Source organism: Micromonospora sp. SH-82, assembly GCF_051132485.1.
Lineage (GTDB): Bacteria > Actinomycetota > Actinomycetes > Mycobacteriales > Micromonosporaceae > Micromonospora.
On record NZ_CP148049.1, the window covers coordinates 2,516,176 to 2,542,128 of the forward strand.

General features: G+C 72.4%; 18 protein-coding genes and 3 pseudogenes. 11 read left to right on the forward strand and 10 right to left on the reverse strand.

Annotated elements, in window-relative coordinates; all coding sequences use genetic code 11:
- Positions 1-34 precede the first annotated feature (34 nt).
- The 5 genes and pseudogenes from WHN02_RS11615 to WHN02_RS11635 all read left to right on the forward strand — a co-directional run.
- Positions 35-502 (forward strand): annotated as a pseudogene (locus WHN02_RS11615) (vitamin B12-dependent ribonucleotide reductase); the annotation flags it as partial.
- 39 nt (positions 503-541) lie between these two features.
- Positions 542-1,336 (forward strand): annotated as a pseudogene (locus WHN02_RS11620) (LAGLIDADG family homing endonuclease); the annotation flags it as partial.
- A 225-nt stretch (positions 1,337-1,561) separates the two neighbouring features.
- Positions 1,562-3,994, forward strand: a pseudogene (locus WHN02_RS11625) (vitamin B12-dependent ribonucleotide reductase); the annotation flags it as partial.
- A gap of 110 nt (positions 3,995-4,104) precedes the next feature.
- On the forward strand, positions 4,105-4,347 hold the full coding sequence (locus WHN02_RS11630) for a DUF5522 domain-containing protein (protein ID WP_434743326.1): 243 nt from the start codon (positions 4,105-4,107) through the stop codon (positions 4,345-4,347).
- A gap of 78 nt (positions 4,348-4,425) precedes the next feature.
- Positions 4,426-4,989, forward strand: a complete 564-nt coding sequence (locus tag WHN02_RS11635) for a hypothetical protein (protein ID WP_434743327.1) — start codon at positions 4,426-4,428, stop codon at positions 4,987-4,989.
- A 71-nt stretch (positions 4,990-5,060) separates the two neighbouring features.
- On the opposite strand, the gene WHN02_RS11640 is transcribed toward WHN02_RS11635, so the two are convergent.
- A complete protein-coding gene (locus WHN02_RS11640) occupies positions 5,061-5,756 on the reverse strand; it encodes a metal-dependent transcriptional regulator (RefSeq protein WP_434743328.1) in 696 nt (231 codons plus the stop codon).
- Positions 5,757-5,907: 151 nt separating this feature from the next.
- Between WHN02_RS11640 and WHN02_RS11645 the strand changes: the two genes are divergently transcribed.
- From WHN02_RS11645 to WHN02_RS11655, 3 genes are all read left to right on the forward strand, one after another.
- A complete protein-coding gene (locus WHN02_RS11645; RefSeq protein WP_434743329.1) occupies positions 5,908-6,849 on the forward strand; it encodes a sulfurtransferase in 942 nt (313 codons plus the stop codon).
- Between the two features lie 68 nt (positions 6,850-6,917).
- A complete protein-coding gene (locus WHN02_RS11650) occupies positions 6,918-8,099 on the forward strand; it encodes an acetoin utilization protein AcuC (RefSeq protein ID WP_434743330.1) in 1,182 nt (393 codons plus the stop codon).
- 59 nt (positions 8,100-8,158) lie between these two features.
- Positions 8,159-10,729, forward strand: a complete 2,571-nt coding sequence (locus WHN02_RS11655; protein ID WP_434743331.1) for a GNAT family N-acetyltransferase — start codon at positions 8,159-8,161, stop codon at positions 10,727-10,729.
- Positions 10,730-10,865: 136 nt separating this feature from the next.
- On the opposite strand, the gene sigB is transcribed toward WHN02_RS11655, so the two are convergent.
- Positions 10,866-11,858, reverse strand: coding sequence for an RNA polymerase sigma factor SigB (gene sigB, locus WHN02_RS11660; protein ID WP_434743332.1), 993 nt, complete (start codon positions 11,856-11,858; stop codon positions 10,866-10,868).
- A 276-nt stretch (positions 11,859-12,134) separates the two neighbouring features.
- Between sigB and WHN02_RS11665 the strand changes: the two genes are divergently transcribed.
- The gene (locus tag WHN02_RS11665) at positions 12,135-12,923 is read left to right on the forward strand and encodes a sporulation protein (protein ID WP_434743333.1); all 789 of its coding nucleotides are present in this window, start codon (positions 12,135-12,137) and stop codon (positions 12,921-12,923) included.
- Positions 12,924-12,961: 38 nt separating this feature from the next.
- On the opposite strand, the gene dtd is transcribed toward WHN02_RS11665, so the two are convergent.
- The 3 genes from dtd to WHN02_RS11680 are packed head-to-tail and all read right to left on the reverse strand — an operon-like array spanning position 12,962 to position 15,882.
- Positions 12,962-13,384, reverse strand: a complete 423-nt coding sequence (gene dtd / locus WHN02_RS11670; protein WP_434743334.1) for a D-aminoacyl-tRNA deacylase — start codon at positions 13,382-13,384, stop codon at positions 12,962-12,964.
- Positions 13,384-14,868, reverse strand: coding sequence for a DUF7782 domain-containing protein (locus tag WHN02_RS11675; protein ID WP_434743921.1), 1,485 nt, complete (start codon positions 14,866-14,868; stop codon positions 13,384-13,386). Before WHN02_RS11675 ends, dtd begins: the two co-directional genes overlap by 1 nt.
- A gap of 54 nt (positions 14,869-14,922) precedes the next feature.
- Complete coding sequence (locus WHN02_RS11680) at positions 14,923-15,882, reverse strand: lysostaphin resistance A-like protein (protein ID WP_434743335.1); 960 nt, start codon at positions 15,880-15,882, stop codon at positions 14,923-14,925.
- Positions 15,883-16,017: 135 nt separating this feature from the next.
- Here WHN02_RS11680 and WHN02_RS11685 point away from each other — a divergent pair, with 135 nt between their 5' ends.
- Both WHN02_RS11685 and WHN02_RS11690 read left to right on the forward strand, forming a co-directional pair.
- Positions 16,018-18,465: a histidine kinase gene (locus WHN02_RS11685; RefSeq protein WP_434743336.1), complete on the forward strand. Its 2,448-nt coding sequence runs from the start codon at positions 16,018-16,020 to the stop codon at positions 18,463-18,465.
- Positions 18,462-19,121 (forward strand): response regulator, encoded by a 660-nt coding sequence (locus WHN02_RS11690; protein ID WP_434743337.1) that lies wholly within the window; start codon positions 18,462-18,464, stop codon positions 19,119-19,121. Before WHN02_RS11685 ends, WHN02_RS11690 begins: the two co-directional genes overlap by 4 nt.
- A gap of 897 nt (positions 19,122-20,018) precedes the next feature.
- On the opposite strand, the gene WHN02_RS11695 is transcribed toward WHN02_RS11690, so the two are convergent.
- The 5 genes from WHN02_RS11695 to WHN02_RS11715 all read right to left on the reverse strand — a co-directional run bounded on the left by WHN02_RS11695 (position 20,019) and on the right by WHN02_RS11715 (position 25,880).
- The gene (locus tag WHN02_RS11695; RefSeq protein ID WP_434743338.1) at positions 20,019-21,050 is read right to left on the reverse strand and encodes an ABC transporter ATP-binding protein; all 1,032 of its coding nucleotides are present in this window, start codon (positions 21,048-21,050) and stop codon (positions 20,019-20,021) included.
- Positions 21,047-22,603 (reverse strand): ABC transporter permease, encoded by a 1,557-nt coding sequence (locus WHN02_RS11700; protein WP_434743922.1) that lies wholly within the window; start codon positions 22,601-22,603, stop codon positions 21,047-21,049. Before WHN02_RS11700 ends, WHN02_RS11695 begins: the two co-directional genes overlap by 4 nt.
- A gap of 50 nt (positions 22,604-22,653) precedes the next feature.
- Positions 22,654-23,688, reverse strand: coding sequence for an iron ABC transporter substrate-binding protein (locus tag WHN02_RS11705; RefSeq protein ID WP_434743923.1), 1,035 nt, complete (start codon positions 23,686-23,688; stop codon positions 22,654-22,656).
- A 179-nt stretch (positions 23,689-23,867) separates the two neighbouring features.
- A complete protein-coding gene (locus WHN02_RS11710) occupies positions 23,868-24,560 on the reverse strand; it encodes a hypothetical protein (protein ID WP_434743339.1) in 693 nt (230 codons plus the stop codon).
- A gap of 126 nt (positions 24,561-24,686) precedes the next feature.
- A complete protein-coding gene (locus WHN02_RS11715; RefSeq protein ID WP_434743340.1) occupies positions 24,687-25,880 on the reverse strand; it encodes a hypothetical protein in 1,194 nt (397 codons plus the stop codon).
- Positions 25,881-25,953: the final 73 nt, after the last annotated feature.

Sequence of the window (25,953 nt, forward strand, 5' to 3'; positions counted from 1 at the left end):
TGGTGCGATGCTGCGCGGACGAGGGGTGGATGAGATGGCGGGGGACGGCGTGACAACCAGCCGGTCGCGGTCGAAGGCCGGCGCGGGACTCAAGGTCGAGCGGGTCTGGACCACCGAGGGGGTCCACCCCTACGACGAGGTCGCCTGGGAACGACGCGACATCGTCATGACCAACTGGCGGGACGGCTCGATCAACTTCGAGCAGCGCGGGGTGGAGTACCCCGAGGCGTGGAGCGTCAACGCCGCCAACATCGTGACCACGAAGTACTTCCGGGGTGCGGTGGGGACCCCGGAGCGGGAGTGGTCGCTCAAGCAGCTCATCGACCGGGTGGTGGTCACCTACCGCAAGGCCGGCGAGCTGCACGGCTACTTCGCCACCCCGGGCGACGCCGAGATCTTCGAGCACGAACTGACCTGGATGCTGCTGCACCAGGTGTTCAGCTTCAACTCCCCGGTCTGGTTCAACGTCGGTACGCCGTCACCCCAGCAGGTCTCGGCGTGTCTGCCGTACGACTCGTTGGTGAGCACCCCCGGTGGGCTGGTGCCGATCGGCAAGCTGGTCGAGGACGGGGCCGTCGGCACCAAGGTGTACGACGCGAGCGGCCTGACCAGGATCGTCGCCGTCAAGGACAACGGTGTCCGTGAGGTCGTCCGGCTGCACACCAAGGCGGGCTACCAGCTCGACGTCACGCCGGACCACGTCGTCTGGCTCAGCACCGGGGTCGGCAGCGGCAAGTGGGTGGAGGCAGGCACCCTGAAGCCGGGTGACCAGCTCGAATGGCACCGGACGTACGCCTACGGCGAGGACCAGATCGACCTGCGGGAGATCCGGGAGGCCGCCCTCGCCGGGTGGTTGCAGTCGGAGGGGTTCGTCGGTCAGGACACCGAGGGCACCAACCGGTCGTTGACGATCGAGGCGATCACCGTCAACGACGACGAGTTGGACTGGGTGACCGGCACCCTGGACGAGGTCTTCCCCGGCGTGCACCGCAAGGTGCGGACCGTGGCGACCCAGGACGAGACGTTGGACTGTCGGCGGACCCGCCTCTACGGGGAGCACCTGCGCCCCTTCGTGGACAAGTGGAACCTGTCGGTCCGTGGCGCCGAGATGACGGTGCCGCAGCGACTCCTGACCGCACCGCTCCCGGTCGTCGCCGCGTACCTGCGCAGCATCTTCCAGGCCGAGGGGTACGTCTCGTCGCGGGAGAGCTCGACCCTCGTCGCCGCAGACATGATCTCCGAGGAGCTGATCCGGGGGGTTCAGAGCCTGCTCCTGCGGTTCGGGATCTTCTCCCGCGTGTCGCGTAAGGCCGACTCCCGGCCGGACCGCCAGGACATCTGGACCGTCCGGATCCAGAACGACGGCGACCGTGACGCCTTCGCCACGCACATCGGGTTCGTCGGCGCGGAGAAGATGGCCAAGCTGGAGGCGGGCTTCGCCAAGCCGGGTCGTCCGGCCAACGACGTCAAGCAGCTGGAGGTCGACCGCATCGAGCCGCTCGGCGCGATGGCGGTCTACGACATCCAGACCGAGAGCGGCGAGTTCCTGGCCGGGAACCTTCGTGTCCACAACTGTTTCATCCTGGCCGTCGACGACTCGATGGACTCGATCCTCGACTGGTACAAGGAGGAGGGGCTGATCTTCAAGGGCGGCTCCGGCTCCGGGGTGAACCTCTCCCGGATCCGCTCCTCCCGGGAGCTGCTCTCCTCCGGTGGCACCGCCTCCGGGCCGGTCAGCTTCATGCGGGGCGCGGACGCCAGCGCGGGCACCATCAAGTCCGGCGGGGCGACCCGGCGGGCCGCCAAGATGGTCATCCTCGACGTGGACCACCCCGACATCGAGGAGTTCGTGGTCACCAAGGCGCGCGAGGAGGACAAGATCCGCGCGCTGCGCGACGCCGGGTTCGACATGGACCTCGGCGGCTCGGACATCGTCAGCGTCCAGTACCAGAACGCCAACAACTCGGTCCGGGTCTCCGACGAGTTCATGAGCGCGGTGGAGGGCGGCGGCGGGTTCGACCTGCGTGGCCGGCTCGACGGTGCGGTGATCGAGACCATCGACGCCAAGAAGCTGTTCCGGACCATTTCCCAGGCCGCCTGGGAGTGCGCCGACCCCGGTCTGCAGTACGACGACACCATCAACGACTGGCACACCTGCCCGGAGACCGGGCGGATCACCGCGTCGAACCCGTGCTCGGAGTACCTGCACCTGGACAACTCCTCGTGCAACCTGGCCTCCCTGAACCTGATGAAGTTCCTCCGCGCCGACGGCGGCTTCGAGGTGGAGAAGTTCGTCAGGTCGGTCGAGTTCGTCATCACCGCGATGGACATCTCGATCTGCTTCGCCGACTTCCCGACGGAGAAGATCGGCGAGACCACCCGTGCCTACCGGCAGCTCGGCATCGGGTACGCCAACCTCGGCGCGCTGCTGATGGCCTCCGGTCTGCCGTACGACTCGGACCAGGGGCGTTCCGTCGCGGCGGCGATCACCTCGCTGATGACCGGCACCGCGTACCGCCGCTCGGCCGAGCTGGCCGGGATCGTCGGCGCGTACGAGGGCTACGCCCGCAACGCCGAGCCGCACAAGCGGGTCATGCGCAAGCACGCCGCCGCCAACGACGAGATCAAGCCCAGCGGTACGGTCGCCACCGCCATCGTCCGTGAGGCCACGAAGCAGTGGACCCAGGGCAACAAGGTCGGCGAGAAGAACGGCTGGCGCAACTCGCAGGCCAGCGTGCTCGCCCCGACCGGCACCATCGGCCTGATGATGGACTGCGACACCACCGGCGTCGAGCCGGACCTGGCGTTGGTCAAGTTCAAGAAGCTGGTCGGCGGCGGCTCGATGCAGATCGTCAACCAGACGGTGCCGCGTGCCCTGCGCAGCCTGGGCTACCCGGAGGAGCAGGTCGAGGCGATCGTCGAGCACATCGCCGACCACGGTCACGTGGTCGACGCCCCGGGCCTGAAGCCGGAGCACTACCCGGTCTTCGACTGCGCGATGGGTGAGCGTTCCATCGCCCCGATGGGCCACGTGCGGATGATGGCGGCGGTGCAGCCGTTCATCTCCGGGGCGATCTCGAAGACGGTGAACATGCCGGAGGCGGCCACCGTCGCCGACGTCGAGAAGATCTACTTCGAGGGCTGGAAGCTCGGCCTGAAGGCGCTGGCGATCTACCGGGACAACTGCAAGGTCGGCCAGCCCCTGTCGGTGGCGAAGCCGAACAAGGGTGCGGCGGAGGTCGCCGAGGCCCCGGCCGCCGTGGCGGAGCCGGCCGTCGAGCGGGTCGTCGAGTACCGCCCGGTGCGCAAGCGGCTGCCGAAGAAGCGCCCGTCGCAGACGGTCAGCTTCTCCGTCGGTGGTGCCGAGGGTTACCTCACCGCCTCGTCGTACCCCGACGACGGGCTCGGCGAGGTCTTCCTCAAGATGTCCAAGCAGGGCTCCACCCTGGCCGGTGTGATGGACGCCTTCTCGGTGGCGATCAGCATCGGACTGCAGTACGGCGTCCCGCTGGAGACGTACGTCAGCAAGTTCACCAACATGCGGTTCGAGCCGGCTGGGATGACCGACGACTCGGACGTGCGGATGGCCGCCTCGGTGATGGACTACATCTTCCGTCGGCTGGCGCTGGACTTCCTGCCGTACGATCGCCGCGCCGAACTGGGCATCTTCACCGCCAAGGAGCGGGCCGCCCAGCTGCGGGCCGAGGCTGAGGCGGAGGCGAACGGCACCGACCTCACCGCGATGGCCGCCTCCGCACCGGTGGAGGCCGCGCCGGAGCCCAAGATCGGTCCGGTCGCCCAGCCCGCCCAGGAGGTCGCCGACGTCGTCGCCGCCAAGCCGGCTCCGGCGGTCGGCTCCAGCACCGAACTCCTGGAGGCCGTGATCGGCAAGGCCGCCGACGCACCGCTCTGCTTCACCTGCGGTACGAAGATGCGCCCTGCCGGAAGCTGCTACGTCTGCGAGGGGTGCGGCTCCACCAGCGGCTGCAGCTGACCCGTCGCGGTCTCGTCTGCGCCGAGGACGGCAGCCACGAGCCTGGGTGACAGGGGACGCCCCCGGACCACGGTGTCCGGGGGCGTCCCCGGTTTTCCTACACTGCGGTGGTGGGTGGGGAGCGGGTGCCGTTGGCGGGTCGGGCGTTGACCGAGCCGCACCTGTCCCGGCTGCCTGACGACCACCCGGACCGGGAGCGGATCCTGGCCGTGCACGCCGTCGCCCTGGCCGCCGGGGAGTCTGGTTACCTCGATCCGGCGACCGGACTGTTCGTGCTCAGCGCCGGGTTCCTCGCCCGTCGGGGCACGTGCTGCGGGCGTGGCTGTCGGCACTGTCCGTACGTGGACGACTGACGACTTTCCTCCCGTCCGCTCTTTCCGTACGGTGGCCGACGGGCATTCGGGGCGGGACGTCACCAGGAGGTGGAGACAGTGCGCGGGCGGGTGTGGTGGGTCGCGGCGGTGGTGTTGCTGGCGACGGGCTGTGCGCAGGATTCGGACGAGCGGGTGACGAAGCCGCCGGTGCCGCCGATGGACACACCGGAGGGCGTTGCCGCACCGGCGGCCTCGGCCGGTGGGGCCTGCGAGTTGTTGGACTTCGCGAAGATCGAGGAGCACGCCGGGGTCCGGTTCGACGTGGCCGCCGCCGGCGAGCGGGACGGCAGCCACACCTGTGTGGTCCGGGTCGGGCAGGACGACCTGCCGGAGTTGACCTTCAGCGTCAGCAGGACCTCACTGGACCGGGCTTCGTTCGCCGCCGACGCGGTGCCGCAGCAGGCCGACACGGTCTCCGGCCTGGGGCAGCAGGCGTACCGCCGGACCGTGGCGGCCTCCGACGGCGACGGTCCGGTCGCCGAGGTGGGGTGGCTGGCCGAACAGGGTCGCCTGGCGATCCTGCGCTACACGCTGCCGGCGGACGCCGAGCGGTCCGCGGCGCAGGAGCTGGCCGGCAAGCTGACCGAGTTGGCCAAGTCGGTGGAGGTCAAGCCCCTCTGACCGGGGCGTCGACGCCGCCGCCGGTCGACCGGGGTGACCGGCCGACCGGCGTGGGTCGGGTGGGCGTACGGTCAGCCGGCGGCTACGAACACCCGGGAGGCGACCTCTCGGGGCAACCGGACCCGGTCACCGGAGCGGTCGATGGAGACGCCGTCGCGCTCCTGGACGACGTTGACTGTGGCACCGGGGTCGACGCCGGCGGCGTGCAGTTGCCGGAGCACGTCGGAGTCGGTCTGGACGCTCTCGCAGATCCGTCGGACCACCACCGCCCCGGTGAGGCCGGGGAAGGCGAGGTTGCGTTCGCTGTCGTTGCCGGGGACGTCGGGAGTTCCCGCGCTACCCAGCTCCTCCAGTCCCGGGATCGGGTTGCCGTACGGCGACCGGGTAGGCCGGTTGAGCAGGTCGTACACCCGCTGCTCGACGGCGTCGCTCATCACGTGCTCCCACCGGCAGGCCTCCTCGTGGGCCTCCTCGTAGGGCATCCCGATCACGTTGACCAGCAGGAGTTCGGCCAGCCGGTGCTTGCGCATCACCGCGACCGCGCTGGTGCGGCCCTGGTCGGTGAGGGTCAGGTGCCGGTCGCCCTCGACGGTGAGCAGTCCGTCGCGCTCCATCCGGGCCACGGTCTGGCTGACAGTGGGTCCGCTCTGCCGCAACCGTTCGGCGATCCGGGCGCGCAGCGGCGGTACACCCTCCTCCTCCAGTTCGAGGATGGTGCGCAGGTACATTTCGGTCGTATCGACTAGATCGGTTTTAGACACCTTCATCCCTTCCTGGCGACGAAGGTGTCGACCCTCGGTCGTGTCGACGAGGTCACACTCCACGCCAGCGGTTTCCGTGGCCGATGCTACCCCGACGGCCGCCGAACGGCCTCTGTCGAACCGCCGTCAGCTGCCCCGATGGTGTTGACTGGGCGGCATGCCCGAATCCGCGAACCCGCTCGTCGAGCCGGACCGTCTCGCCGCCGAGTGGGCTCGGCCCGACCCGCCCACGCTGCTCGACGTCAGGTGGCGGCTGTCCGGTCCGTCCGGGCGGGGCGACCACGCCGCCGGTCATCTGCCCGGTGCCGTCTTCCTCGATCTGGACGCGGACCTCTGCGGGCCGCCCGGCCCGGCCGGTCGGCATCCGTTGCCCGACCCCGACACCCTCCAGGCCGTTCTCCGGGCCGCCGGGGTCCGGGCCGGTCACCCCGTGGTGGTGTACGACGGGGGCGACGGGATGGCCGCCGCCCGAGCCTGGTGGACGCTGCGCTGGGCGGGGCACCGGGCGGTCCGGGTGCTGCACGGCGGCTGGCCCGCCTGGGTCGGGGCCGGGCTGCCCACCGACACCGATCCGCCCGCCCCGACTCCGGGGGACGTGGTGGTCGACCCGGGCGGACTGCCGGTCCTCGACCCGGACCAGGTCGTCCGCCTCGTGAACCCGTCCGGCGGGGCGCAGACCGACCCGTCCGCCGGATCGCAGACCGACCCGGTCGGCGGGGCGCAGACCGACCCGGCCCGGGGCGCCGCGCCGGGGGTGCTCCTCGACGTGCGGGCCGCCGCCCGGTACCGGGGGGAGACCGAGCCGATCGACCACGTCGCCGGTCACGTACCCGGGGCGGTGAACCTGCCCGCCACCGCTCTGGTCGGTGCAGACGGCCGGTACCCGTCCACCGACGACCTGCGACTGCGGTTCGCCGAGGCGGGGGTGGAGCCGGGCCGCCGGGTCGGGGCGTACTGCGGTTCGGGGGTGACCGCCGCCCAGGCCGTCCTCGCCCTGCACCTCGCGGGGCGGCCGGACGCCGCGCTCTACGTCGGGTCGTGGAGCAACTGGATCGCCGATCCGGGACGCCCGGTGGCGACCGGGCCGCAGCCCGGCTGACCGGTGTCGCGGCCGCTCGGTGCCCGCGCCGCCCGGTGGACGTCGGTCCGACGTGCGACGATGGCCTGATGTCGGACGAGACTGTGGTGGTGTGGGACGAGTCCCTGCTCGCCTACGACCTCGGTGATCACCCGCTCGACCCGGTCCGGGTCGAGCTGACAGTCGCGCTCGCCCGCGAGCTCGGCGTCCTGGACCGCCCGGGGGTACGCCTGGTCCGTCCGCGACCCGCCGACGACGCCCTGCTCACCCGGGTGCACACCGCCGACTACCTCGACGCGGTACGGGCCGCCCCCAACGACCCGCTCTTCGCCGGGTACGGCCTGGGCACCTCGGACAATCCGGTCTTCCCCGGGATGCACGAGTCCAGTGCGTTGGTCGCCGGGGCCAGTGTGGCCGCCGCCGAGGCGGTGTGGCGTGGCGAGGCCCGGCGGGCGGTGAACGTCGCCGGAGGGCTGCACCACGCCATGCCCGACCGGGCCGCCGGGTTCTGTGTCTACAACGACCCGGCGGTGGCGATCGCCCGCCTGCTCGACCTGGGGGCCGAACGGATCGCGTACGTCGACGTCGACGTGCACCACGGCGACGGGGTCCAGGAGGTCTTCTGGAACGACCCCCGGGTGCTCACGATCAGCCTGCACGAGACCCCACTCGCGCTCTTCCCCGGCACCGGTTTCCCCGACGAGACCGGCGGCCCGGAGGCGGCCGGATCGGCGGTGAACGTGGCGTTGCCACCGGGCACCGGCGATCCCGGGTGGCAGCGGGCCTTCCACGCCGTCGTCCCGTCGGTGTTGCGGGCGTTCCGGCCGCAGGTGCTCGTCACCCAGTGCGGTGCCGACGCCCACCGGATCGATCCGCTGGCCGACCTGAACCTGTCCGTGGACGGTCAACGCGCCACCTACCTGGCCCTGCGGGCGCTCGCCGACGAACTCTGCGACGGTCGGTGGGTGGCCACCGGCGGCGGGGGGTACGCCCTGGTCGAGGTGGTGCCCCGAGCCTGGACCCATCTGCTGGCCGTGGCCACCGGGGAGCCGCTGACCCCGGCCACCCCGACCCCACCGGCCTGGCGGGAACTGGCCGCCGCCCGTCGGCCCGGTCGGGAGGTCCCGCTGCGGATGACCGACGACGTCGACCCGACGCACAGGCCGTGGCAGCCGACGGGGGAACCGGACCCGGTTGACCGGGCTGTCGCGGCCACCCGCAAGGCGGTGTTCCCCCTGCTCGGTCTGGACCCGCACGACCCGCGGGACTGAACCCGAGGCCGTACGCGGGTGGGCCGACCGGCCGGCGGCGACAGCGGAGGGAGGCGGTCGTGACCCGGGCCTACCCGGTCGACGTGCTGCTCAGCGACGGTACGACGGTCCAGCTACGACAGATCCACCCTCGGGACGCGCCGGGGATCGTGGCGATGCACTCGCGGTTCTCCGAGCGCACCCGTTACCTGCGGTACTTCTCGGCGTACCCGCGTATCCCGCAGCGGGACCTGGACCGGTTCGTGACAGTGGACCACCGCGACCGGGAGGCGCTGGTGGTGCTGGCCGGTGACCGGATCGTCGCCGTCGGCAGGTACGAGCGGCTCGGCCCGCAGGACCCGGAGGCGGAGGTGGCGTTCGTGGTCGAGGACGCCTTCCAGGGGCGGGGGATCGGTTCGGTCCTGCTGGAACACCTCGCCGACGCGGCCCGGCAGGTCGACGTGGCGAGCTTCGTCGCCGAGGTGCTCCCGGCCAACGGGGCGATGCTGCGGGTCTTCGCCGACTTCGGCTACCAGGTCCAGCGGCAGTTCGCCGACGGGGTGGTCCACCTCAGCTTCCCGATCGCCCCGACCGAGCAGACCCTCGAGGTGCAGCGGGGTCGGGAGCACCGGACCGAGGCCCGTTCGATCGCCCGGCTGCTCGCCCCCCGGGGTGTCGCCGTGTACGGGGCCAGCGCCACCGGTCAGGGGGTGGGTGCGGCACTGCTCGGACACCTGCGGGACGGGGGTTTCACCGGCGCGATCGTGCCGGTGCACCGCAGCGCGTCGAGCGTCGCCGGACTGCCGGCGTACCCGTCGGCGGCCGACGCCGGCCTGCCTGTGGATCTGGCGGTGGTCGCGGTCCCGCCGGAGGCGGCCTCGGCGGTGGTGGCCGACGCGGCCGCCGCCGGGGCACACGGTCTGGTGGTGGTCTCGGCCGGGTTCGCCGAGGCGGGACCGGACGGTGCGGCGGCGCAGCGGACCGTGGTCCGGGCCGCCCACGCCGCCGGGATGCGGGTGGTCGGCCCGAACTGCCTCGGCGTGGCGAACACCGACCCGGCGGTACGCCTCAACGCCACCCTGGCTCCGGTCCTGCCGAATCCCGGACCGGTCGGCATCTTCAGTCAGTCCGGTACGTTCGCTGTGGCGTTGCTGGCCGAGGCGCACCGGCGTGGACTGGGCCTGTCCAGTTTCGTCTCGGCCGGAAACCGGGCCGACGTCTCCGGCAACGACCTGCTCCAGTTCTGGCAGGCCGACCCGGGCACCGACGTGATCATGTTGTACCTGGAGACGTTCGGCAACCCCCGCAAGTTCGCCCGGCTGGCCCGGGGGATCGGCCGGAGCAAGCCGGTGGTGGCGCTCGCCTCACCGGCCCGGTCACCGGGGGTGGGGGAGAACCCGGGGCCGGACACCGAGGCGGTCAGCGCGCTGTTCGCCCAGTCCGGGGTGATCCGGGTGGACACCGTCGCCGAGCTGCTCGACGTCGGCCTGCTCCTGGCCGACCAACCCCTGCCGGCCGGTTCCCGGGTCGGCGTCGTCGGCAACTCCTCCGCCCTGACCGGCCTCGCCGCGACCGCCTGCGCCGCCCAGGGGCTGACCGTCGCCGCCGGATACCCCACCGACGTGGGGCCGCAGGCCGGGGCGGGGGAGTTCGCGGTGGCCATCGCCGAGGCGGCGGCCGACGAGGGGGTCGACGCCCTGGTCGCCGTGTGCGCCCCGCCCCTGCCCGGTCAGCCCACCGACGGGGCCGGTGACTTCGCCGCCGCGCTGCCCGCCGTGTCGAGCACCGGGAAACCGGCGGTGGCGACCTTCCTGGCCGGAACGTTGCCGGTCGGGCGGCTGCCGGCGGGGGTGCCGGCGTACCCCAGCGTCGAGGAGGCGGTCCGGGCCCTGGCCCGGGTCAGCACGTACGCGCGGTGGCGGAGCCGGGAACCGGGGGTCGTCCCCGACCTGTCCCGGGTGGACCCGGCGGCCGGGGAGGCGGCGATCCGGGCCGCCGGTGACCACCCGACCCGTCCCCTGCTCGCCGCGTACGGCATCGACGTGGTCGACTCGGTGTCGGCTCGTACCCTCGACGAGGTTCTGGCCGCCGTCGACCGGCTCGGCTGTCCGGTGGTCCTGAAGGCCGCCGCACCCGGCCTGCGGCACCGGCTCGACCTGGGTGCGGTCCGCCTGGACCTGGCCGACCCGGCGGCGGTGCGTCGGGCGTACGCGGAGTTGGCTGTGGCCTTCGGTGCGGACGTGCTGGTCCAGGCGATGGTCCCGCCGGGCGTGCCGTGCGTGGTCGAGGTGGTGGAGGATCCGGCCTTCGGGCCGGTGGTCGGGTTCGGGCTGGGTGGCGTGGCCACGGAGCTGCTCGGTGACCGGGCCTGGCGGGCGGTGCCGCTGACCGACCGGGACGCCCTGGAGTTGGTCGACGAGCCACGGGCGTCTCCGCTGCTACGCGGGCATCGGGGTGCCGCCCCGGTGGACCGGGCGGCCCTCGCCGACCTGCTGCTGCGGGTCGGGCGGCTCGCCGACGACCAGCCCCGGGTCCGTTCGCTGACCCTCAACCCGGTCCTGGCCCGCCCCGACGGGTACGCGATCCTGCACGCCACGGTCCGCACCGGGGCCGCCGTGGCCCGCCCCGACACCGGGCCCCGCCGACTCTGACCCACTCGTCTCCCACCCGGACCGCAGGGGGCACCGACCCGGGTCGTCGGAACCGGACGCAGGCGGAAGGCCCCGGTGAACCACCGGGGCCTTGATTCGCCGGTACAGCTCTCGTCGCCGGTCGTCGGCGGGGAGGTCAGCAGGCGTACGCCTCCAGGCGCTGGGCCCGCTCCGGTGCCCGCAGCTTCAGCAGGGTGACCTTCTCGATCTGCCGGATCCGCTCCCGGGAGAGGCCGAACTCGCGGCCCACCTCGTCCAGGGTGCGCTGGCGGCCGTCGTCGAGGCCGAACCGGAGCCGGATCACGGCCTGCTCGCGCTTGGAGAGGGTGGCGAGCACGACGCTCACCTCGTTGCGGAGCTCACCCCCGGCGGCACCCTCACCCGCCTCGTCACGGGGGTCGACGGCGGCGACGAAGTCACCCAGGGCGCTCTCGCCGTCCTCGCCGACCGCCTGGTCCAGGCTGACCGGCTCCCGGTCGTAGGATATCAGCTCGATGACCTGGAACTCGGGCACGTCCATCGCGACGGCGACCTCGGCGACGGTGGGCTCCCGGCCGAGCGTCACCGACAGTTCCCGCCGGGCCCGGACCATCTTGTTGACCTGCTCGACCATGTGCACCGGGATGCGGATGGTGCGGGCCTGGTCGGCCATGGCCCGGGTGATGGCCTGCCGGATCCACCAGGTGGCGTAGGTGGAGAACTTGTAGCCCTTGGCGTAGTCGAACTTCTCGACCGCCCGGATCAGACCGAGGTTGCCCTCCTGGATCAGGTCGAGGAAGGCCATCCCACGGCCGGTGTACCGCTTGGCGATGCTCACCACCAGGCGCAGGTTCGCCTCGAGGAGGTGGTCCTTGGCGGCGCGGCCCTCGGCCGCGACGACGTCGAGTTCGGCCCGGAGGGTGGGCGAGACGGGGGTGCAGGTGGTCAGCTTCTCCTCGGCGAACAGCCCTGCCTCGATCCGCTTGGCGAGGTCGACCTCCTGCGCCGCGGTGAGCAGCTTGGTCCGGCCGATCCCGTTGAGGTACGCCCGAACCAGGTCTGTGGAGACACCACGCTCGTCGGTGGCGTCCAGGTCGGTGAGGGTGTCGGTGGTCGGACTGTGCTGCTGCTCGATCATCTGCTGGGCCATCTCCGTCGTCTCCCCGCGTCGACTTCTGTGCCGCTTACCGGGCCACCTGGTGGCACCGGTGACGAACAGCTTGGCGGGAAGGACGTGAAACGGGAGTGAGGCGATCGGGGACCCGACAGGAATCCGAGGACCACGATGCCGCCGTACCACCGGGTGTTGCCGACACGGTACCTCGCCGACGCCCGTCGGACCAGGTCAGAAACCCTTGGTGGGGTCGGTTACCGTGCCATCGGCGACCATCGTGGTCGGTCGGTGCGCAGGCGAGGAGAGGGCTTCATGGTCTTCAGACGGCTCATGCAGGCGATGGGGGTGGGTGGTCCGCAGGTGGAGACCGTCCTGGCGAACCCGAACTGCCGTCCCGGCGGTCAGGTGGAGGGGCGGGTCCAGATCCTCGGCGGCGAGCACCAGGTGGACATCTCGTACGTCTCCCTCGGACTGCAGACCCGGGTCGAGGTGGAGAGCGGTGACAACGAGTACCAGAGCAACCAGGAGTTCCACCGCCAGCACATCACCGGCGCGTTCCCCCTCGCCCCCGGCCAGCGCTACGACATCCCGTTCCGCTTCGACGTGCCGTGGGAGACCCCGGTGACAGTGCTGTACGGCCAGCACCTGCACGGGATGACGATGGGTCTGCGGACCGAACTGGAGGTGGCCCGGGCAGTCGACTCCTCCGACCTGGACCCGGTCTCGGTGCACCCGCTGCCGGCCCAGGAACGGATCCTGGACGCCTTCGTCAGGCTGGGCTTCCGGTTCGCCCGCGCCGACGTGGAACGGGGTCACATCTACGGGGTGCACCAGACCCTGCCGTTCTACCAGGAGATCGAGTTCTACCCGGCGCCGCAGTACGCCCGGGCGATCAACCAGTTGGAGGTCACGTTCGTCTCCGACCCGCACCGGACCGAGGTGATCCTGGAGCTGGACAAGCGGGGTGGGCTGCTCACCGAGGGGCGGGACGCCTTCGGTCGCCTCACCGTCGACCACGCCACAGTGGACCGTACCGACTGGACGGCCCACCTCGACGGCTGGCTGCGCCAGTCCCTCCAGTCCCGGGGCCTGTTCTTCTGACCCTCCCCGGCGTCGACCCGACCCCGGGACCGGGGGACTCAGAGGTCGAGCAGCAGGGTGCGGGGGCCGACGTTGACGCTCTCCACGAGCATGTGGGTGCGGAACCGCCCGGTCTCGACGGTCGCGCCCCGGGCCCGCAGGGCCGTGACGACGGCCTCGACGAGCGGCTCGGCGACCTCGGCGGGGGCGGCGGCGGTCCAGCTCGGCCGACGACCCTTGCGGGCGTCGCCGTACAGGGTGAACTGGCTGACCACCAGGAACGGGGCGCCGGTGTCGGCCGCCGACCGGTCCTCGTCGAGGATGCGCAGCTCGTGCAGCTTGCGGGCCATCGTCTGCGCCACCTGCTCGGTGTCCGAGTGGGTCACCCCGAGCAGGACCAGCAGGCCGTCGTCGATCGACCCGACCACCTCGCCGTCGACTGTCACACCGGCCCGCCCCACGGTCTGCACCAGTGCCCGCATCAGCCGACCACCGGTTCCACGATGCCCCGCTCCACCAGGTGCGCCACGATCGGCCCGGCGGCCTCGGCGAGTTCGTCGACCGCCACGTCGTGCGCGGCGGCGAGCAACGCGAGCTGGTCCCGCAGCGGCACCTCACCGTCGGCCCCGCCGACCAGCGCCAGGACCAACGGATCGATCTCCTCGGTCCAGCGCAGACCGTGCGGCATGGCGAGCACCTGCCGGTCCACCGCCCAGCCCTCGTCGCCCATGGTGGCCTCCTGCCGGAGCTGGAGCCCGTCGGCGGCCCGATAGCGCTGGGCGAGCAGCCCGTCGGTGTCGCGTACCCGGAGGAAGTCCTGCCTGTCGAACCACTCGCCGACCCGGTCGCCCATCGGCTGCTCGACCCGCTGCCGCAGGTCCTCGACCCGGACCACCGGGTCGTCGTGCCCACCGCGACGCACCGAGACGATGCCGAACCCGACCGCCTCGATCCGGTGTTCGTCGAACCAGTCCAGCCAGGCGGCGGCCCGCTGCGGGTCACCGGCCTGGCCGGCGTCGGACAGCCACAGGTCCACGTACGCCATCGGGTCGGCGACCTCCCGTTGCACGACCCAGGCGTCCAGGCCGGTGCCGGTGAACCAACCGGACACCCGCTCCCCCCAGTCCTCCCCGGTGACGTGCACCCAGTTCGCCAGGTACTGCATGGTGCCGCCCTCGGTGAGCAGCCCCGGCGCGGCCGCGGCCAGCTCGGCACCGACCGCGTCGCCGACCCGACCGGAGTCGCGGTAGACGTGGGTGGTGGTGCCCGGGCCGACCACGAACGGCGGATTGCTCACCACCAGGTCGAACCGGCGTCCGGCGACCGGCGCGACCAGGTCACCGGCGAGCAGCTCCCACTCCAGGCCGTTGAGCGCGGCGGTGGTGGCGGCGAAGCGCAGCGCCCGGGCCGAGACGTCGGTGGCGGTGACCCGGCGGGCGTGGGCGGACAGGTGCAACGCCTGCGCACCCGACCCGGTGCCCAGGTCGAGCGCGGTCTCCACCGGCCGTCGGACGGTGGCCCCGGTCAGGGTCTGGGTCGCCCCGCCGACGCCCAGGACGTGCTCGGCGGGCAGCGGCAGCCCGGGCCGGGCACTGGCCGGCACGTCGGAGAGCAGCCACCACCCGTCCCCGTAGGGCTCCAGGTCCAGCCCCATCCGCAGACCGTCGCCGTGCCGCTCGACCAGGCCGGCGTCGAGCGCCTCGGCCAGCGGGAGCGGGGCCAGGGCGGCGGCGACGGCCGGCTCCGGCTCGACCTGCTCACAGACGAACAACCGGATCAGGGTGGCCAGCGGATCGCGTTCCTCGGTCGCCCGCAGGGCGGCCCGGAAGTCGTTGCGGGCCACCCCGGCGGTGGCCGCCGCGCCGAGCCGGGCGGCGATCCCGTGCGAGGTGTAGCCGGCCCGGGTCAGCGCGGTGCGCAGCGCCTCGACCCCGGCGGGGGAGAACAGCATGTCGTCGTGGTCCACCACGCCATCCTCCCTGTTGCGCCCCGGCCGTCCGGCACCGCCCACGCCGACGGCTCAGCGCGGCCCGGTCGCCAGGTACGGCCCGGGGGCCACCGGGACCGGCGGCGCGGCGGTCACCGTCGCCACCGCACGGCGACCGGCGAGCCGGTCCACCAGCACCGTGTACGTCACCAGCACCGGCACGCTGACCGCCACCACCTGCCAGGGCGCGTCGGCCATCGTCTCCGTCGCGCCCAGCCCGCCGTACGCCGCCGTCAGGGCGAACGCGAGCACGTTGTTGACCACGTGCAGTGCGACAGCGGCCTCCAGTCCACCGGTACGCCGGGTCAGCCATCCCATCAGCAGCCCCATTACCGTCAGCTCGGCGAAGCCCCACGGGGTGCCGTAGCCGTGCAGGGCGGAGAAGAGCAGGGCGGAGAGCACGATCCCCGGCCACGGGTTCGCCAGGTACGCCCCGACGGCCTGTGGCAGCCAGCCCCGGAAGACGTACTCCTCGGCGGCGGCCTGGAACGGCACGAGGAGCACGATCATCGACAACGCGACCCCGAACGCGGGCCACCCCACCCAGGCGGCCGGTTCGGTCAGTGACTCGTCGTGGCCGGTGAGCCTCAGCAGCAGTTCGGCCCCGAACAGCAGCACCCCGATCAGCGGCACCGCGGCCAGCAGGCAGACACCCAGCCACCGCAGGCGCAGCCGACCCGTCACCGAGGAGACGGTCCCGGCGGGGCGGCGCTGGACCCACCGGGCGGCGGCCAGGGTCGACGGCAGGGCGGCGGCGACAACGAGGAGGAGCAGTGCGGTGTCGGCGACCGGACCCAGGACGGGGATCCCGTCGTCGTCGGTGGGCCGACCGGTCAGCTCGGCCACCACAGCGGCCACCCCGAAGATCACACAACCGGTGAACACGGTTGCGGCGAGGACGAGCAGGGTGCCGGCCAGGGGACGCCACCACCGGTGCCGGGCGGTACGGGCGAGCCGGTCGTACGGGGTTGCGGGCGGTGCGCCGACGATCATGTGACCATCCTGCGCCGAGGGTCGACACGCCGAATCGGCGCGAGGGGTGATCCGAGGCCTGCCCTGGGATGTAGGACACCTCCTGCCGACGGGGGAGGCGCGTGGTGGTGCGCGGTTCGTAGGGTCGTACCCGTCATGAATGTCGTGCGTACGTGGTGGCTGCCGGTGGCGCTGGCGGCGGGGCAGCTGCTGCTCTGGCCCGGCCTGCCGGTGCTGCGTGGTGCCCCACCGGCGGCCGTCCCGACGGCGGTCGCCCTGGTGGCGACGGGGGTGACGGCCCTGGCGCTGGGGTGGCGCCGCCGGGCCCCGGTGCCGACCGTCGTGGTGGTGCTGACCGCGTCGGCCGTCGCCCAGCCGACGGTGCCGCCGGACGAGATGTGGCTGCTCGCCGTCGCCGAGCTGGTGGCGCTCTTCTCGGTGGCCGTCCACCGCACCGGCCGGACCACCTGGCTCGCGGTGGCGGGTGCCTCCGGCACGGCGGTGGTGGTGCACCTGGTCCGGCTCGGGTCGGGGATGTCCTGGGTCGGCGAGGTGGTGCTCGTCGTCCTCGGCTACCTGCTCGCCGCCGAGTTGGGGCGCAGTCGACGGCGCTGGCTGGCTGGGCGGACCGTGGCGGCGCGTCGACTCGTCGCCGCCGACGACGAGCTGCGACGGGCCGCCGAGGGGGAACGTCACCGGCTGGCCCGGGAACTCCACGACGTCAGCGCCCACCACCTGACCTCGATCGTGGTGACCGTCGGTGCCGCCGAGCGGCTGGCCGGGCGACGACCCGAACTCGTCGGAGAGGCGCTCCGCTTCGCGGCGTCCACCAGCCGGGACACCCTCACCGCGCTGCACCGGCTGGTCGCGGTGATGCGCGACGGCGACCGGGACGTCGACCGTCCCCTGGCGGCCCGACTGGCCGAACTCGCCGACGGGTTCCGCCGCCTCGACCAGCCGGTCCGCCTCGACCTGCACCTCACCGACCTGCCGCCCGCCCTCGCCGAGACGGTCCACGCCCTGGTCCGGGAGGCGTTGACGAACGTCCTGCGGCATGCCCGGGGCGCCGACGTGGAGGTCCGGGTGGCGGTCGACGGTGCCGTGGCGGTGGTCGAGGTCACCGACGACGGCCGGACGACCCCGGGCGTCACCACCGTCGGTGCGGGCCGGGGCATCGTGGGCATGCGGGAGCGGGCCACCGCGCTGGGCGGCACCCTGACCGCCGGTCCCGGCGGCGGTGGTTGGCGGGTCCGGGCGGAGTTGCCGGTCGCCGCCGCCCCGACCCCGGGCCGTCCGACCCAAGGGGCGATCCAACCGTCGTTGCTCACCACCGGACTGGTCGCCACCGCCACGGTGTTGCCGGTCGCCTCGGCGGTGGTGTCGATGGAGACCGAGCCGGAGCTGATCGGTCTGGGGCATCCGGGGCTGCTGGCGCTCGTCGTGCTGCTCTGCGCGGTGCACGCCGCCCCGCTGTTGTGGCGGGTCGAGCGGCCCTGGTGGACCCTTGTCGGGGTCGGCGTGGCCACCGCGTTGTGGCCGTCGGCGGCCCTGACGTTCGGGCTGCCGTCGGGGGCCACCTTCGTGCTGCTCATCGCGGTGGTCGTGGAGTTCGCGGCGGTGTACGCCGTCGGGGCGTACGCGCGTCCGGCGGTGAGTTGGCTCGGTGTGCCACTGGCCGCGCTGGCGTTCGTGGGTGGCCTGTTGGGCACCGCTGCGGGCGACGGGTCGCTCGGCGGTGAGCCGGTGAGCGTTCCGGTGGTGCTGTTCATGGTCGCCGTCTTCACGGTGCCGACGACTGTGGCGCTCCTGCCGGCCTGGGGTGCGGGCCTGTGGGTGCGTCGTCGGCGGGGCCTGGTCCTGAGTCGGGAGGGTGGTGCCCTGGCGGCGACCGCCGCCCGGTCGGTGGCGGTCGCCGCCGCCGAACGGGCCCGGATCGCCGAGGGGCTGCGCACCGCAGTCCTCGACCGGGCCGGGCGGCTGGTCACCGTCGCCGACAACGGCCCGCCCGCCGCGATCCTCACGGAGGCGCGGGCCACCCTCGCCGCTATGCGGGAACTCCTCGACGACCTGCGTCCGGACGCGGGCTCCCCAGGGAGCGCCCCGCAGCCGGGGGCCGCTGAGATCGCCGGGCTCTGCGCCACCCGCAGCGGCCCCGGCCGGCGGGTGACGTTCGACGGCCCGGAGACCGTCACCCCGCTGCCCGTCGCCCTGGACACCTCGGTGTACCGGCTGGTGGAGGCGGCGTTGGAGGCCGCCGTCGGGGACGTCGGGGTCCGTCTGCGCGTCGACGACCAGGAGGTACGCCTCGCGATGACCGGCACGACGATGGACGAGGTGGCGTCGGCCGCCGCCCAGGCCCGGGTCGAGGCCCTGGGCGGGCAGCTCCGGGTCGACCGGGCGGGGCTCCAGGCCCGCCTGCCCGTACCGCTGTCGGTCCGCACCCCCGTCGACACCGAGCCCACCCCCGACACGGCCGAGAACACCGGACCCGCACCGGGTACGGCCGACACCGACACCGGTACGGCCGGCCCCGCCGGTGCGGTGGCTGCCCCGGTCGACGCCGGGTCTCCCGGAGCCGGTCGGGTCGACGGGGTCCCGGCGTGATCCGGGTGCTGGTGGTGGACGACCAGCCGGTGGTCCGGGCCGGATTCGCGGCGATCGTCGACGCCGAACCGGACCTGTCAGTGGTCGGTACGGCCGCCGACGGATCCCAGGCCCTGGACCTGGCCGCCCGGACCGCCCCGGACGTGGTGCTGATGGACGTCCGGATGCCCGGGATGGACGGGTTGACCGCCACCGCCCGGCTCACCGCCGAACCGGCCGGCCCCCGGGTCCTGGTGCTGACAACGTTCGACCTGGACGCCTACGTCTTCCAGGCGTTACGCGCCGGGGCGTCCGGGTTCCTGCTCAAGGACGCCCAGCCGGAGGAGTTGCTCACCGCGATCCGGGTGGTGGCCGCCGGGGAGGGACTGCTCGCCCCGACGGTGACCCGGCGACTGATCGACGCCTTCGCCACCGGCACCCTCGCCCCACCGACCGCACCCGCCGAACTGTCCGACCTGACCCTGCGGGAGCGGGAGGTCTTCACCCGGCTGGCCGCCGGCCTGACGAACGCCGAGATCGGCGCCCAGTTGGGGGTGGCCACCGGGACGGTGAAGGCCCACGTCAACGCCCTGCTCGCCAAGCTCGGCGTCCGTGACCGGGTGCAGGCCACCATCCTCGCGTACGACCTGGGTCTGGCCCGCCCCCGGCCCCGCTGAGTACGCCCACCGGGCCGGGCACCCCCGGGCGGCAGGACCGGGGTGCCCGGCTCCCGGCCGCACGGTACCGGTGCGACCGGGCAGCACGGCGTCCTACGGCGAGCGCTGCGGCCCCCGGCCCTGTGCCGAGCCGTGCTGGTGGTGCTCCGCCGGGGAGGTCGAGGATTGGCTCGGTCGCTGGACTTCGGGGGAGGTGCCGGCGAGTGAGTTCCCCGTCGACGGCAGGGATGCCTGGGCCGCGAACGACACCTGTGACTGGGCCGGGATCGACGGGGGGCGGAGCTGGCTCTGCTGCATCCGTTCCCACACCCCCTTGATCTCCTTGTCGGACGAGGGGTCGGGACCACTGGGCGGCGTCGGTCGCGCGGTATCGAAGTTGGTCGGGTACTTCGTAGGGTGGCCGAATGCCTTGAGTACTCCGTTGTTCACCCGCTGTCGTACACTTTCGGTCAATTCCTGTCTGGCCGGTGCGGACACAGGCTCTCCTGCGAGCTGTTCCCACCTGGTGAGGTCGGTCCGGGCCTGTACGTTCCGTGAGAGGGCGACCTGGCTGTTGGGTGGCGTGCTGTCGAATACTGCGCGAACATCCGGGTCGAGCGCATTCCTGAGACGGGCTACGTTTACCCAGTCCTCGTTGGTTGCCGGCATGTGGTCCAAGGGGCTGCTCCGATCAGGGACGGTCCTGAGCCTGCTGTGGGTCGGTGGCCTGCTGGTTGCCAGGTGTCAGGGCTGCACAGCGGGCATGGTTCTCCCTGTTACGGTAGGTCGACGCTTCTGGTTCAATCGACAACGGTCTCTTTCCAGTGACCTGCCGGTCACTGAGCGTTCAAGGCGGCGTGCCTGTCCCCGCGCCGACAGCGACCGATCGGGGACCCGCACCGACCGGAGGCGGGGGGCTCAGGCGGGCCAGGCGCGGGCGGTGCCGTCGACCCGGACCATGACGTCGGTGCCCACCGGGGCGGCTGTCGCGTCGTCGAGGATCCGGGCGGTGATCCTGGTCCCGTCGGTCAACCGGAGTCCGACGAGCGCGTCGTGGCCGTGGAAGTCGTGGCGGAGCACCGTCGCCGACACGGTGTCCGGGCGTGCGGAGGGCACGATGCGTACCTGCTCCGGGCGGACCAGGACGGTGACCCGGCCCGACGCGGCGGTCCCGGCGACCGGGATCGGACCCAGCGCCGTACGGGCCTGACCGGCTTCGACGACCGCGTCGAGCAGGACCGCGTCGCCGACGAAACCGGCGACCCACGGGTCGGCGGGTGACCGGTAGACCGCCGTCGGGGTGTCGGCCTGGACGACCTGCCCGGAGCGCAGGACCACTACCCGGTCGGCCACCGACAGGGCCTCCCCCTGGTCGTGGGTGACCAGGACGCCCGTCGCCCCGTCGGCCCGCAGCGCCTCCCGGATGTCCTGGCGGAGTCCGGCCCGCAGCCCGGCGTCGAGGGCGCTGAACGGTTCGTCGAGCAGGACCAGCGACGGCCGGGGTGCCAGCGCCCGAGCCACCGCCACCCGCTGCTGTTGTCCTCCGGAGAGCTGGTGCGGCATCCGGTCGCCGTACCCGGCCAGGCCGACAAGGGTGAGGACCTCGTCGACCCGGGTGCCGCGTCGGGCCGCCCGGTCCAGGCCGTACCCGATGTTGGCGGCGACGCTCAGGTGCGGGAAGAGCGCCCCCTCCTGCGGGACCACGGCGATGCGGCGTCGGTGCGCCGGCAGGTGTCTGCCGCCGCCGGCCACCAGTCGCCCGTCGAGCGTGATCTCCCCGGCGTCGAGCCGTTCGAAACCGGCCAGGCAGCGCAGCAGTGTGGTCTTACCGCACCCGGAGGGACCCAGGACGGCTGTCAACTCCCCGGCCGGGACGGTGAGGTCGACCCCGTCCAGTGCCGTCACCCGGCCGTACCGCTTCACGACCCCGGTCAACACGACCTGACTCATCGGCGTTCCTCCTTGTCGAGCAGACCGCTGCGGGCGACGAGCAGCCAGGTGGGCAGCGCCGAGATGGCCACCAGCAGCGCCGCGTACGGGGTCGCGGCGGCGTACGCCCCGACCGCCGTGTTGGTCCACAACTGGGTGGCCAGGGTGTCGGTGCCGGTGGGGCGCAACAGCAGGGTGGCGGGGAGTTCCTTCATGCCGGTGAGGAAGACCAGTGCGGCACCCGCGCCGATCCCCGGCAGGGTCAGCGGAAGGGTGACGGTGCGCAGCACACCCCAGGGCCCCTTCCCCAGGGAGCGGGCCACCTCCTCCAGGCCCGGCGGGGCCTGGGCGGCGGCCCCGGCCACCGAACCCACTGCCAACGGCAGGAAGAGAGCGGCGTACGCGAGCGCCAGGAGCCAGGTGGTCTGGTAGAGCGGGTACGCGACGTTGATCCCGAAGAAGATCAGCGACAGTCCGACCACCACCCCGGGCAGGGCGTGCGAGATGTACGCCATCCGGTCCAGGACGGTGGTCAACGGCCCGGGGGCGCGGGCGATGAGCAGCCCCAGCGGCAGGGCCAGGAGCATGGTCAGGGCCGCCCCGGCCGACGCCAGGAGCAGGGAGTTACCGGCGGCGGCGGCCACCTCGGTCAGCGCCCCGGGCCGGGACACCCCGGCGACCAGTCGCCGGGCCAGGCTGACCGCCGGGACACCCAGGGCCAGGGCGGCGACAGCGAGGAGGGCGGCGAGGGCGGGCCACCGGGCCACGCCCAACCGGAGCCGGGCGGCGGGCCGCCGGGCACCGCCGAGCCGGGCGTACCGGGCACCCCGTCGACGGGTGACCGTCTCACCGGTCAGCAGCAGCACTGTCAGCAGCACCAGCACACAGGACAGCACCAGCGCCCCGGTCCGGTCGAAGCCCAGGTCGAAGGCGACGAAGATGGCCCGGGTGAACGTGTCGGTGCGCAGGATCGCCACCGCACCGAAGTCGGAGAGCACGTAGAGCGCGACGAGCAGCGCCCCGGCGGCGGTGGCCGGGCGGATCTGGCGCAACGTCACCTGCGTGAACGTCTGCCAACCACCGCGACCCAGCGACCGGGACACCTCCTCCTGCGCCGGGTCCGCGCCGCGCAGCGCGGCCGCGACCGGCAGGAAGACGTACGGGTACGAGCAGAGCGTCAACACCAGCGCCGCCGGCCAGAACCCCTCCAACGCGTCGACCAGGGAGACCCAGGAGAAGGCGGCGATGTAGGTCGGCACGGCCAGCGGAAGCGCGGCGAGCACCGCGAACGCCCGCCGGGCGGGCAGGTCCGTCCGGGTGACCAGGTACGCCGAACCGACACCGAGCAGCACACAGGCGATGGTCACCACAGCGGCCAGGCCGAGGCTGCGCAGGGCCAGCGAGGCGACCCGTACCGTCCACACCTCCGCCACGATCCGGTCCAGTCCGGCCTCGACGGTGCGTACCCCGAGGTAGGTCAGGGGGATGGTGGCCACGGCCACCGCCACGGTCGAGGCCGCGAGCAGCGCGGGCCGGGGAGCCAGCCGTCGGACCCCCGCCGGTACGCCGGACAGGGCCGGGCCGCGTCTGCGGTCCGGCCCTGGTCGGGCGTGCGTCGGGGTGGTCAGGGCACGAGCCCCGATTCCTTGATCAGAGCGACGGTGGAGTCCAGCTTGTCCAGGTCGTTCAGGTCGATCTGGGGCACCTGGAGGTCGGCCAGGGCCGGCACCCCGGCCGGTCCGGTGACGCCCTCGACGACCGGGTACTCGAAGGTCTGCTCGGCGAAGTAGGTCTGCGCCTCCGAACCGAGCAGGTAGTCGACGAACGCCTGGGCGTTCGGGTTGTCGGCGGCCCGCTTCAGCACGCCGACCCCGGCGACGTTGACCAGGCCGCCGGTGTCGCCACCGGGGAAGTAGTGCAGCTTGGCCTTGAGCCCGTCGATCGTGGTCCCCTGCTCCTTGGCGATCTCGCCGAGGTAGTAGTGGTTGACCAGTCCGACCGGAATGGTCCCGGCGAGGACGTCTTCGAGGATCTTGCCGTTGCCGTCGCGGATCTGCGGGTCGTTGGCCTTCATCCCGGCCAGGAACTCCTTGGCCCGGGCCTCACCGTGCTGGACCGTGATCGCGGTGACGAACGCCTGGAAGGAGGCGTTGGTGGGGGCGAGGCCGACCTTGCCCTTCCACGCCGGGTCGGTCAGGTCGAACACCGACTTCGGCAGCTCCGCCTCGGTCACCTGGTCGGCGTGGTAGACGAGGACCCGGGCCCGGGCGCTGACCCCGACCCAGTGCCCGTTGCCGGCCCGGTAGCTGGTCGGCACCTTGTCGGTGGTGGCCGTCGGCAGGGTGGTGAACATCTCCTGCTTGGAGACGGTGCCGAGGGCACCGGCGTCCTGGGCCAGGAACACGTCGGCGGGGGAGCGGTCACCCTCCTCCACCAGTTGGGCGGCGAGCTGCGCGGTGTTGGCGTACCGGGCGTTGACTGTGATCCCGGTCTGCTGGGTGAACTTCTCCAGCAGGGGCTTGATCAACTGCTCGTTGCGTCCGCTGTAGACGGTGATCTGCTTGTCGCCGGCGTCGCCGGATCCGGTGCCGGCCTCGGTGGACTCGTCACCGGAGCCGCAGGCGACCAGACCGGCCGAGAGCACTCCGAGGGCGAGCATGGCCGCAGTGGATCTGCGGAGGTTGATGGACACGGTGCTGAACCCCTTCTGCCTGCTCCCGGGAGATGTGAACCCGGCGGACGGTGCTAGAAGTTAGCACAGCCTAACCTCAACTTGACCAGCCCGCATGTGGGGCGGACGTCACGTCGCGGTTCGTCGGGGTGCCCGATCCCGGGGCGTCACAGGGTGCGCTGGCGCTTAGCCTGGGTCGGCTGGGTGGTCGCCGGCACGTCGGTGGCCGACCGTTTGGGCGGGCGGGCCAGAGGCCCGGCCGACCCCGGCCCGAGGTGCATCGCCGCCGCCGTCGCGGGTGCCATGGACCTGCCATCCGGCCGCAGCGCTGCGGCCTTCGCCCCGAGCAGGCTCGCGACGTGACGGGTGACGGCCTCCTTCAGGGCCGTGGTGCTCGCCGTCAGCCGCTCTCTGGTGGCCTGGATCTCCGCCTGGCTGGTGCTCACCCCACGGGCGGCGGCCAGGTCGACGAGGTGCGACTCTCCGGCGGTCGCGGGTCTCGCCCCGTTCTCCAGGTAGCTGCCGACCACGTCGTGGCCCTTCACGAGGATCACGACGTGGTCGGGGTTCCGGTAGATCCCGCCGTGCCGGCTCGCCTCCGGGGAGTCGACTTCCAGGTAGGTCGCATTGCCGCCGGCGATCTGTCGGGTGCCTTGGGCCCGGATCTCGATCGCCCGCTGCTGCTGATAGGCCGCCGTTGTCAAGGCTGCCTCCTCGACCAGTTGCAGGATGCCGGGCTGGTTGGCGATTTCGAGTTGTTCCGGCTCGGAGAGTCTCCGCTGAAGTCCTGCCATGGTGTCCCGGTCGAGGAACCTGTTGAGTCTCCCGAGGTGCTGCTCGGGCGTGCGAGTAACGGTCATGGTCGGGTGGTCCTTTCCGGTGAGGTAGCGGGCGTGCCCGGTCCACTCCACGACGGTGGTGGGGCGGGCATGCCCGGTCTACGGCGGTCGACCCGACTCAGTTCGACCCGACCAGCACCGGGAATCTCACAGGGCGCGCGCCCTCTGGGTCGGATGTCCGATCTGCGCGGGCAGGCCTGCCGTCGTGGTCGCGACGGGCGCCGGATGCCCCAGCCCGGCCGCCCGGGCGACCTGTTGCTGCATCGCCATGGGTCCCTGCTGCGGCCCTGTCGTACCGAGCGCCGTCGACCGGTCGGCCGACGGGATCGACAGGTGCCTGTAGGAGGCATCCACGTGATGCTGGACCACGCCTTGGAGCAGACCGTGGGTTTCTGCTCTGGCCCTTCGTAGAGTGTCGATCTCCGCGCGCGACGTGTGCAGGTGGTTGTCCCGGGCCTGCGAGACGTAGAGCGTCTCCCGGAAGGTCAGACCGACCGGGTCGGCCTCGTCGAGGTAGCTGGCCGGCCTCCCGTGCATCGTGAAGACGATGTGTTCCATTCGCTGGAATGCAGGGATCCCCATCGCGACCTCCTCGGGTCGGTGCCCCTCCCGGTAGGCGGCGTTCTCCGGCCCGACCGTCATGCTGTGCATCAGGGCCGCAGCCTGCACCGCCTCCTTGCCGGCGATGGTCTTGTCGGCGTCGTCGAGCGTCTTGAGGAGTTCCTGGACCAGGGGCAAGCGAGCGACGATCGCCTGCCCCTGTGCGGTGAGTCCTTCCGCTGCCGCCTGCCTGGTGTCCGGGCTGAGGTGACGGTTCAGGGCTGCCACCGCACGATTCGCGGCGGGGTAGCCCAACCGGCTCGCCACGTACTGGTTGAGCTCGCCGCGAGTGGTGGCATGCTCCGCGTGGAGACTCACGATCTCGGCGGTGCTGGCGTGGCGGCCGTTCTGGCGAAGTCCTTCGACCAACTGCTGTTCCAGCGGCGTCAACTGCTGGTCGGTCCCCTCCGCCAGGAAACTCAGCTGTGGTCGCCTCTGTCCATCGACGGCGACCACGTGGGAGAAATTGTTGTAGACACCTTCGCCCCGAGGTAATGGTTCCTGGTAGTAGCCGGTCTCATGTTCCTGACCACCCTGCTCGTCAGTCTTGAAGATGCGGGCTTCTATCGACTTCAGTCTGGCGATCTCCTGCTCCAGACCGGCCAGCCGGGCGAGCTGACTGCTCGACCCACGAGAGACAGATTCCTGCACCTCCGGCAGCAGATCCTCGTAACCTCGTCGGTTCTCCTCGGTGAGGTACGCGCTGAATGGGCGATCCGCCGGTGCTGTCGGTGAGTTCATGTCGCTTCCTTCGCTTCCTCTAACCCCGGGAGAGGGTTCACGGCGCTCGTTCTACGGTGGACGGTGTCTCCGG

Coding starts and splice junctions, on each gene's coding strand:
- WHN02_RS11640 (WP_434743328.1), bottom strand. CDS start 5,756: ATGAAGGTGTCTAAAACCGATCTAGTCGATACGACCGAAATGTACCTG.
- WHN02_RS11645 (WP_434743329.1), top strand. CDS start 5,908: ATGCCCGAATCCGCGAACCCGCTCGTCGAGCCGGACCGTCTCGCCGCC.
- WHN02_RS11650 (WP_434743330.1), top strand. CDS start 6,918: ATGTCGGACGAGACTGTGGTGGTGTGGGACGAGTCCCTGCTCGCCTAC.
- sigB (WP_434743332.1), bottom strand. CDS start 11,858: ATGGCCCAGCAGATGATCGAGCAGCAGCACAGTCCGACCACCGACACC.
- WHN02_RS11665 (WP_434743333.1), top strand. CDS start 12,135: ATGGTCTTCAGACGGCTCATGCAGGCGATGGGGGTGGGTGGTCCGCAG.
- dtd (WP_434743334.1), bottom strand. CDS start 13,384: ATGCGGGCACTGGTGCAGACCGTGGGGCGGGCCGGTGTGACAGTCGAC.
- WHN02_RS11680 (WP_434743335.1), bottom strand. CDS start 15,882: ATGATCGTCGGCGCACCGCCCGCAACCCCGTACGACCGGCTCGCCCGT.
- WHN02_RS11685 (WP_434743336.1), top strand. CDS start 16,018: ATGAATGTCGTGCGTACGTGGTGGCTGCCGGTGGCGCTGGCGGCGGGG.
- WHN02_RS11695 (WP_434743338.1), bottom strand. CDS start 21,050: ATGAGTCAGGTCGTGTTGACCGGGGTCGTGAAGCGGTACGGCCGGGTG.
- WHN02_RS11705 (WP_434743923.1), bottom strand. CDS start 23,688: ATGCTCGCCCTCGGAGTGCTCTCGGCCGGTCTGGTCGCCTGCGGCTCC.
- WHN02_RS11710 (WP_434743339.1), bottom strand. CDS start 24,560: ATGACCGTTACTCGCACGCCCGAGCAGCACCTCGGGAGACTCAACAGG.
- WHN02_RS11715 (WP_434743340.1), bottom strand. CDS start 25,880: ATGAACTCACCGACAGCACCGGCGGATCGCCCATTCAGCGCGTACCTC.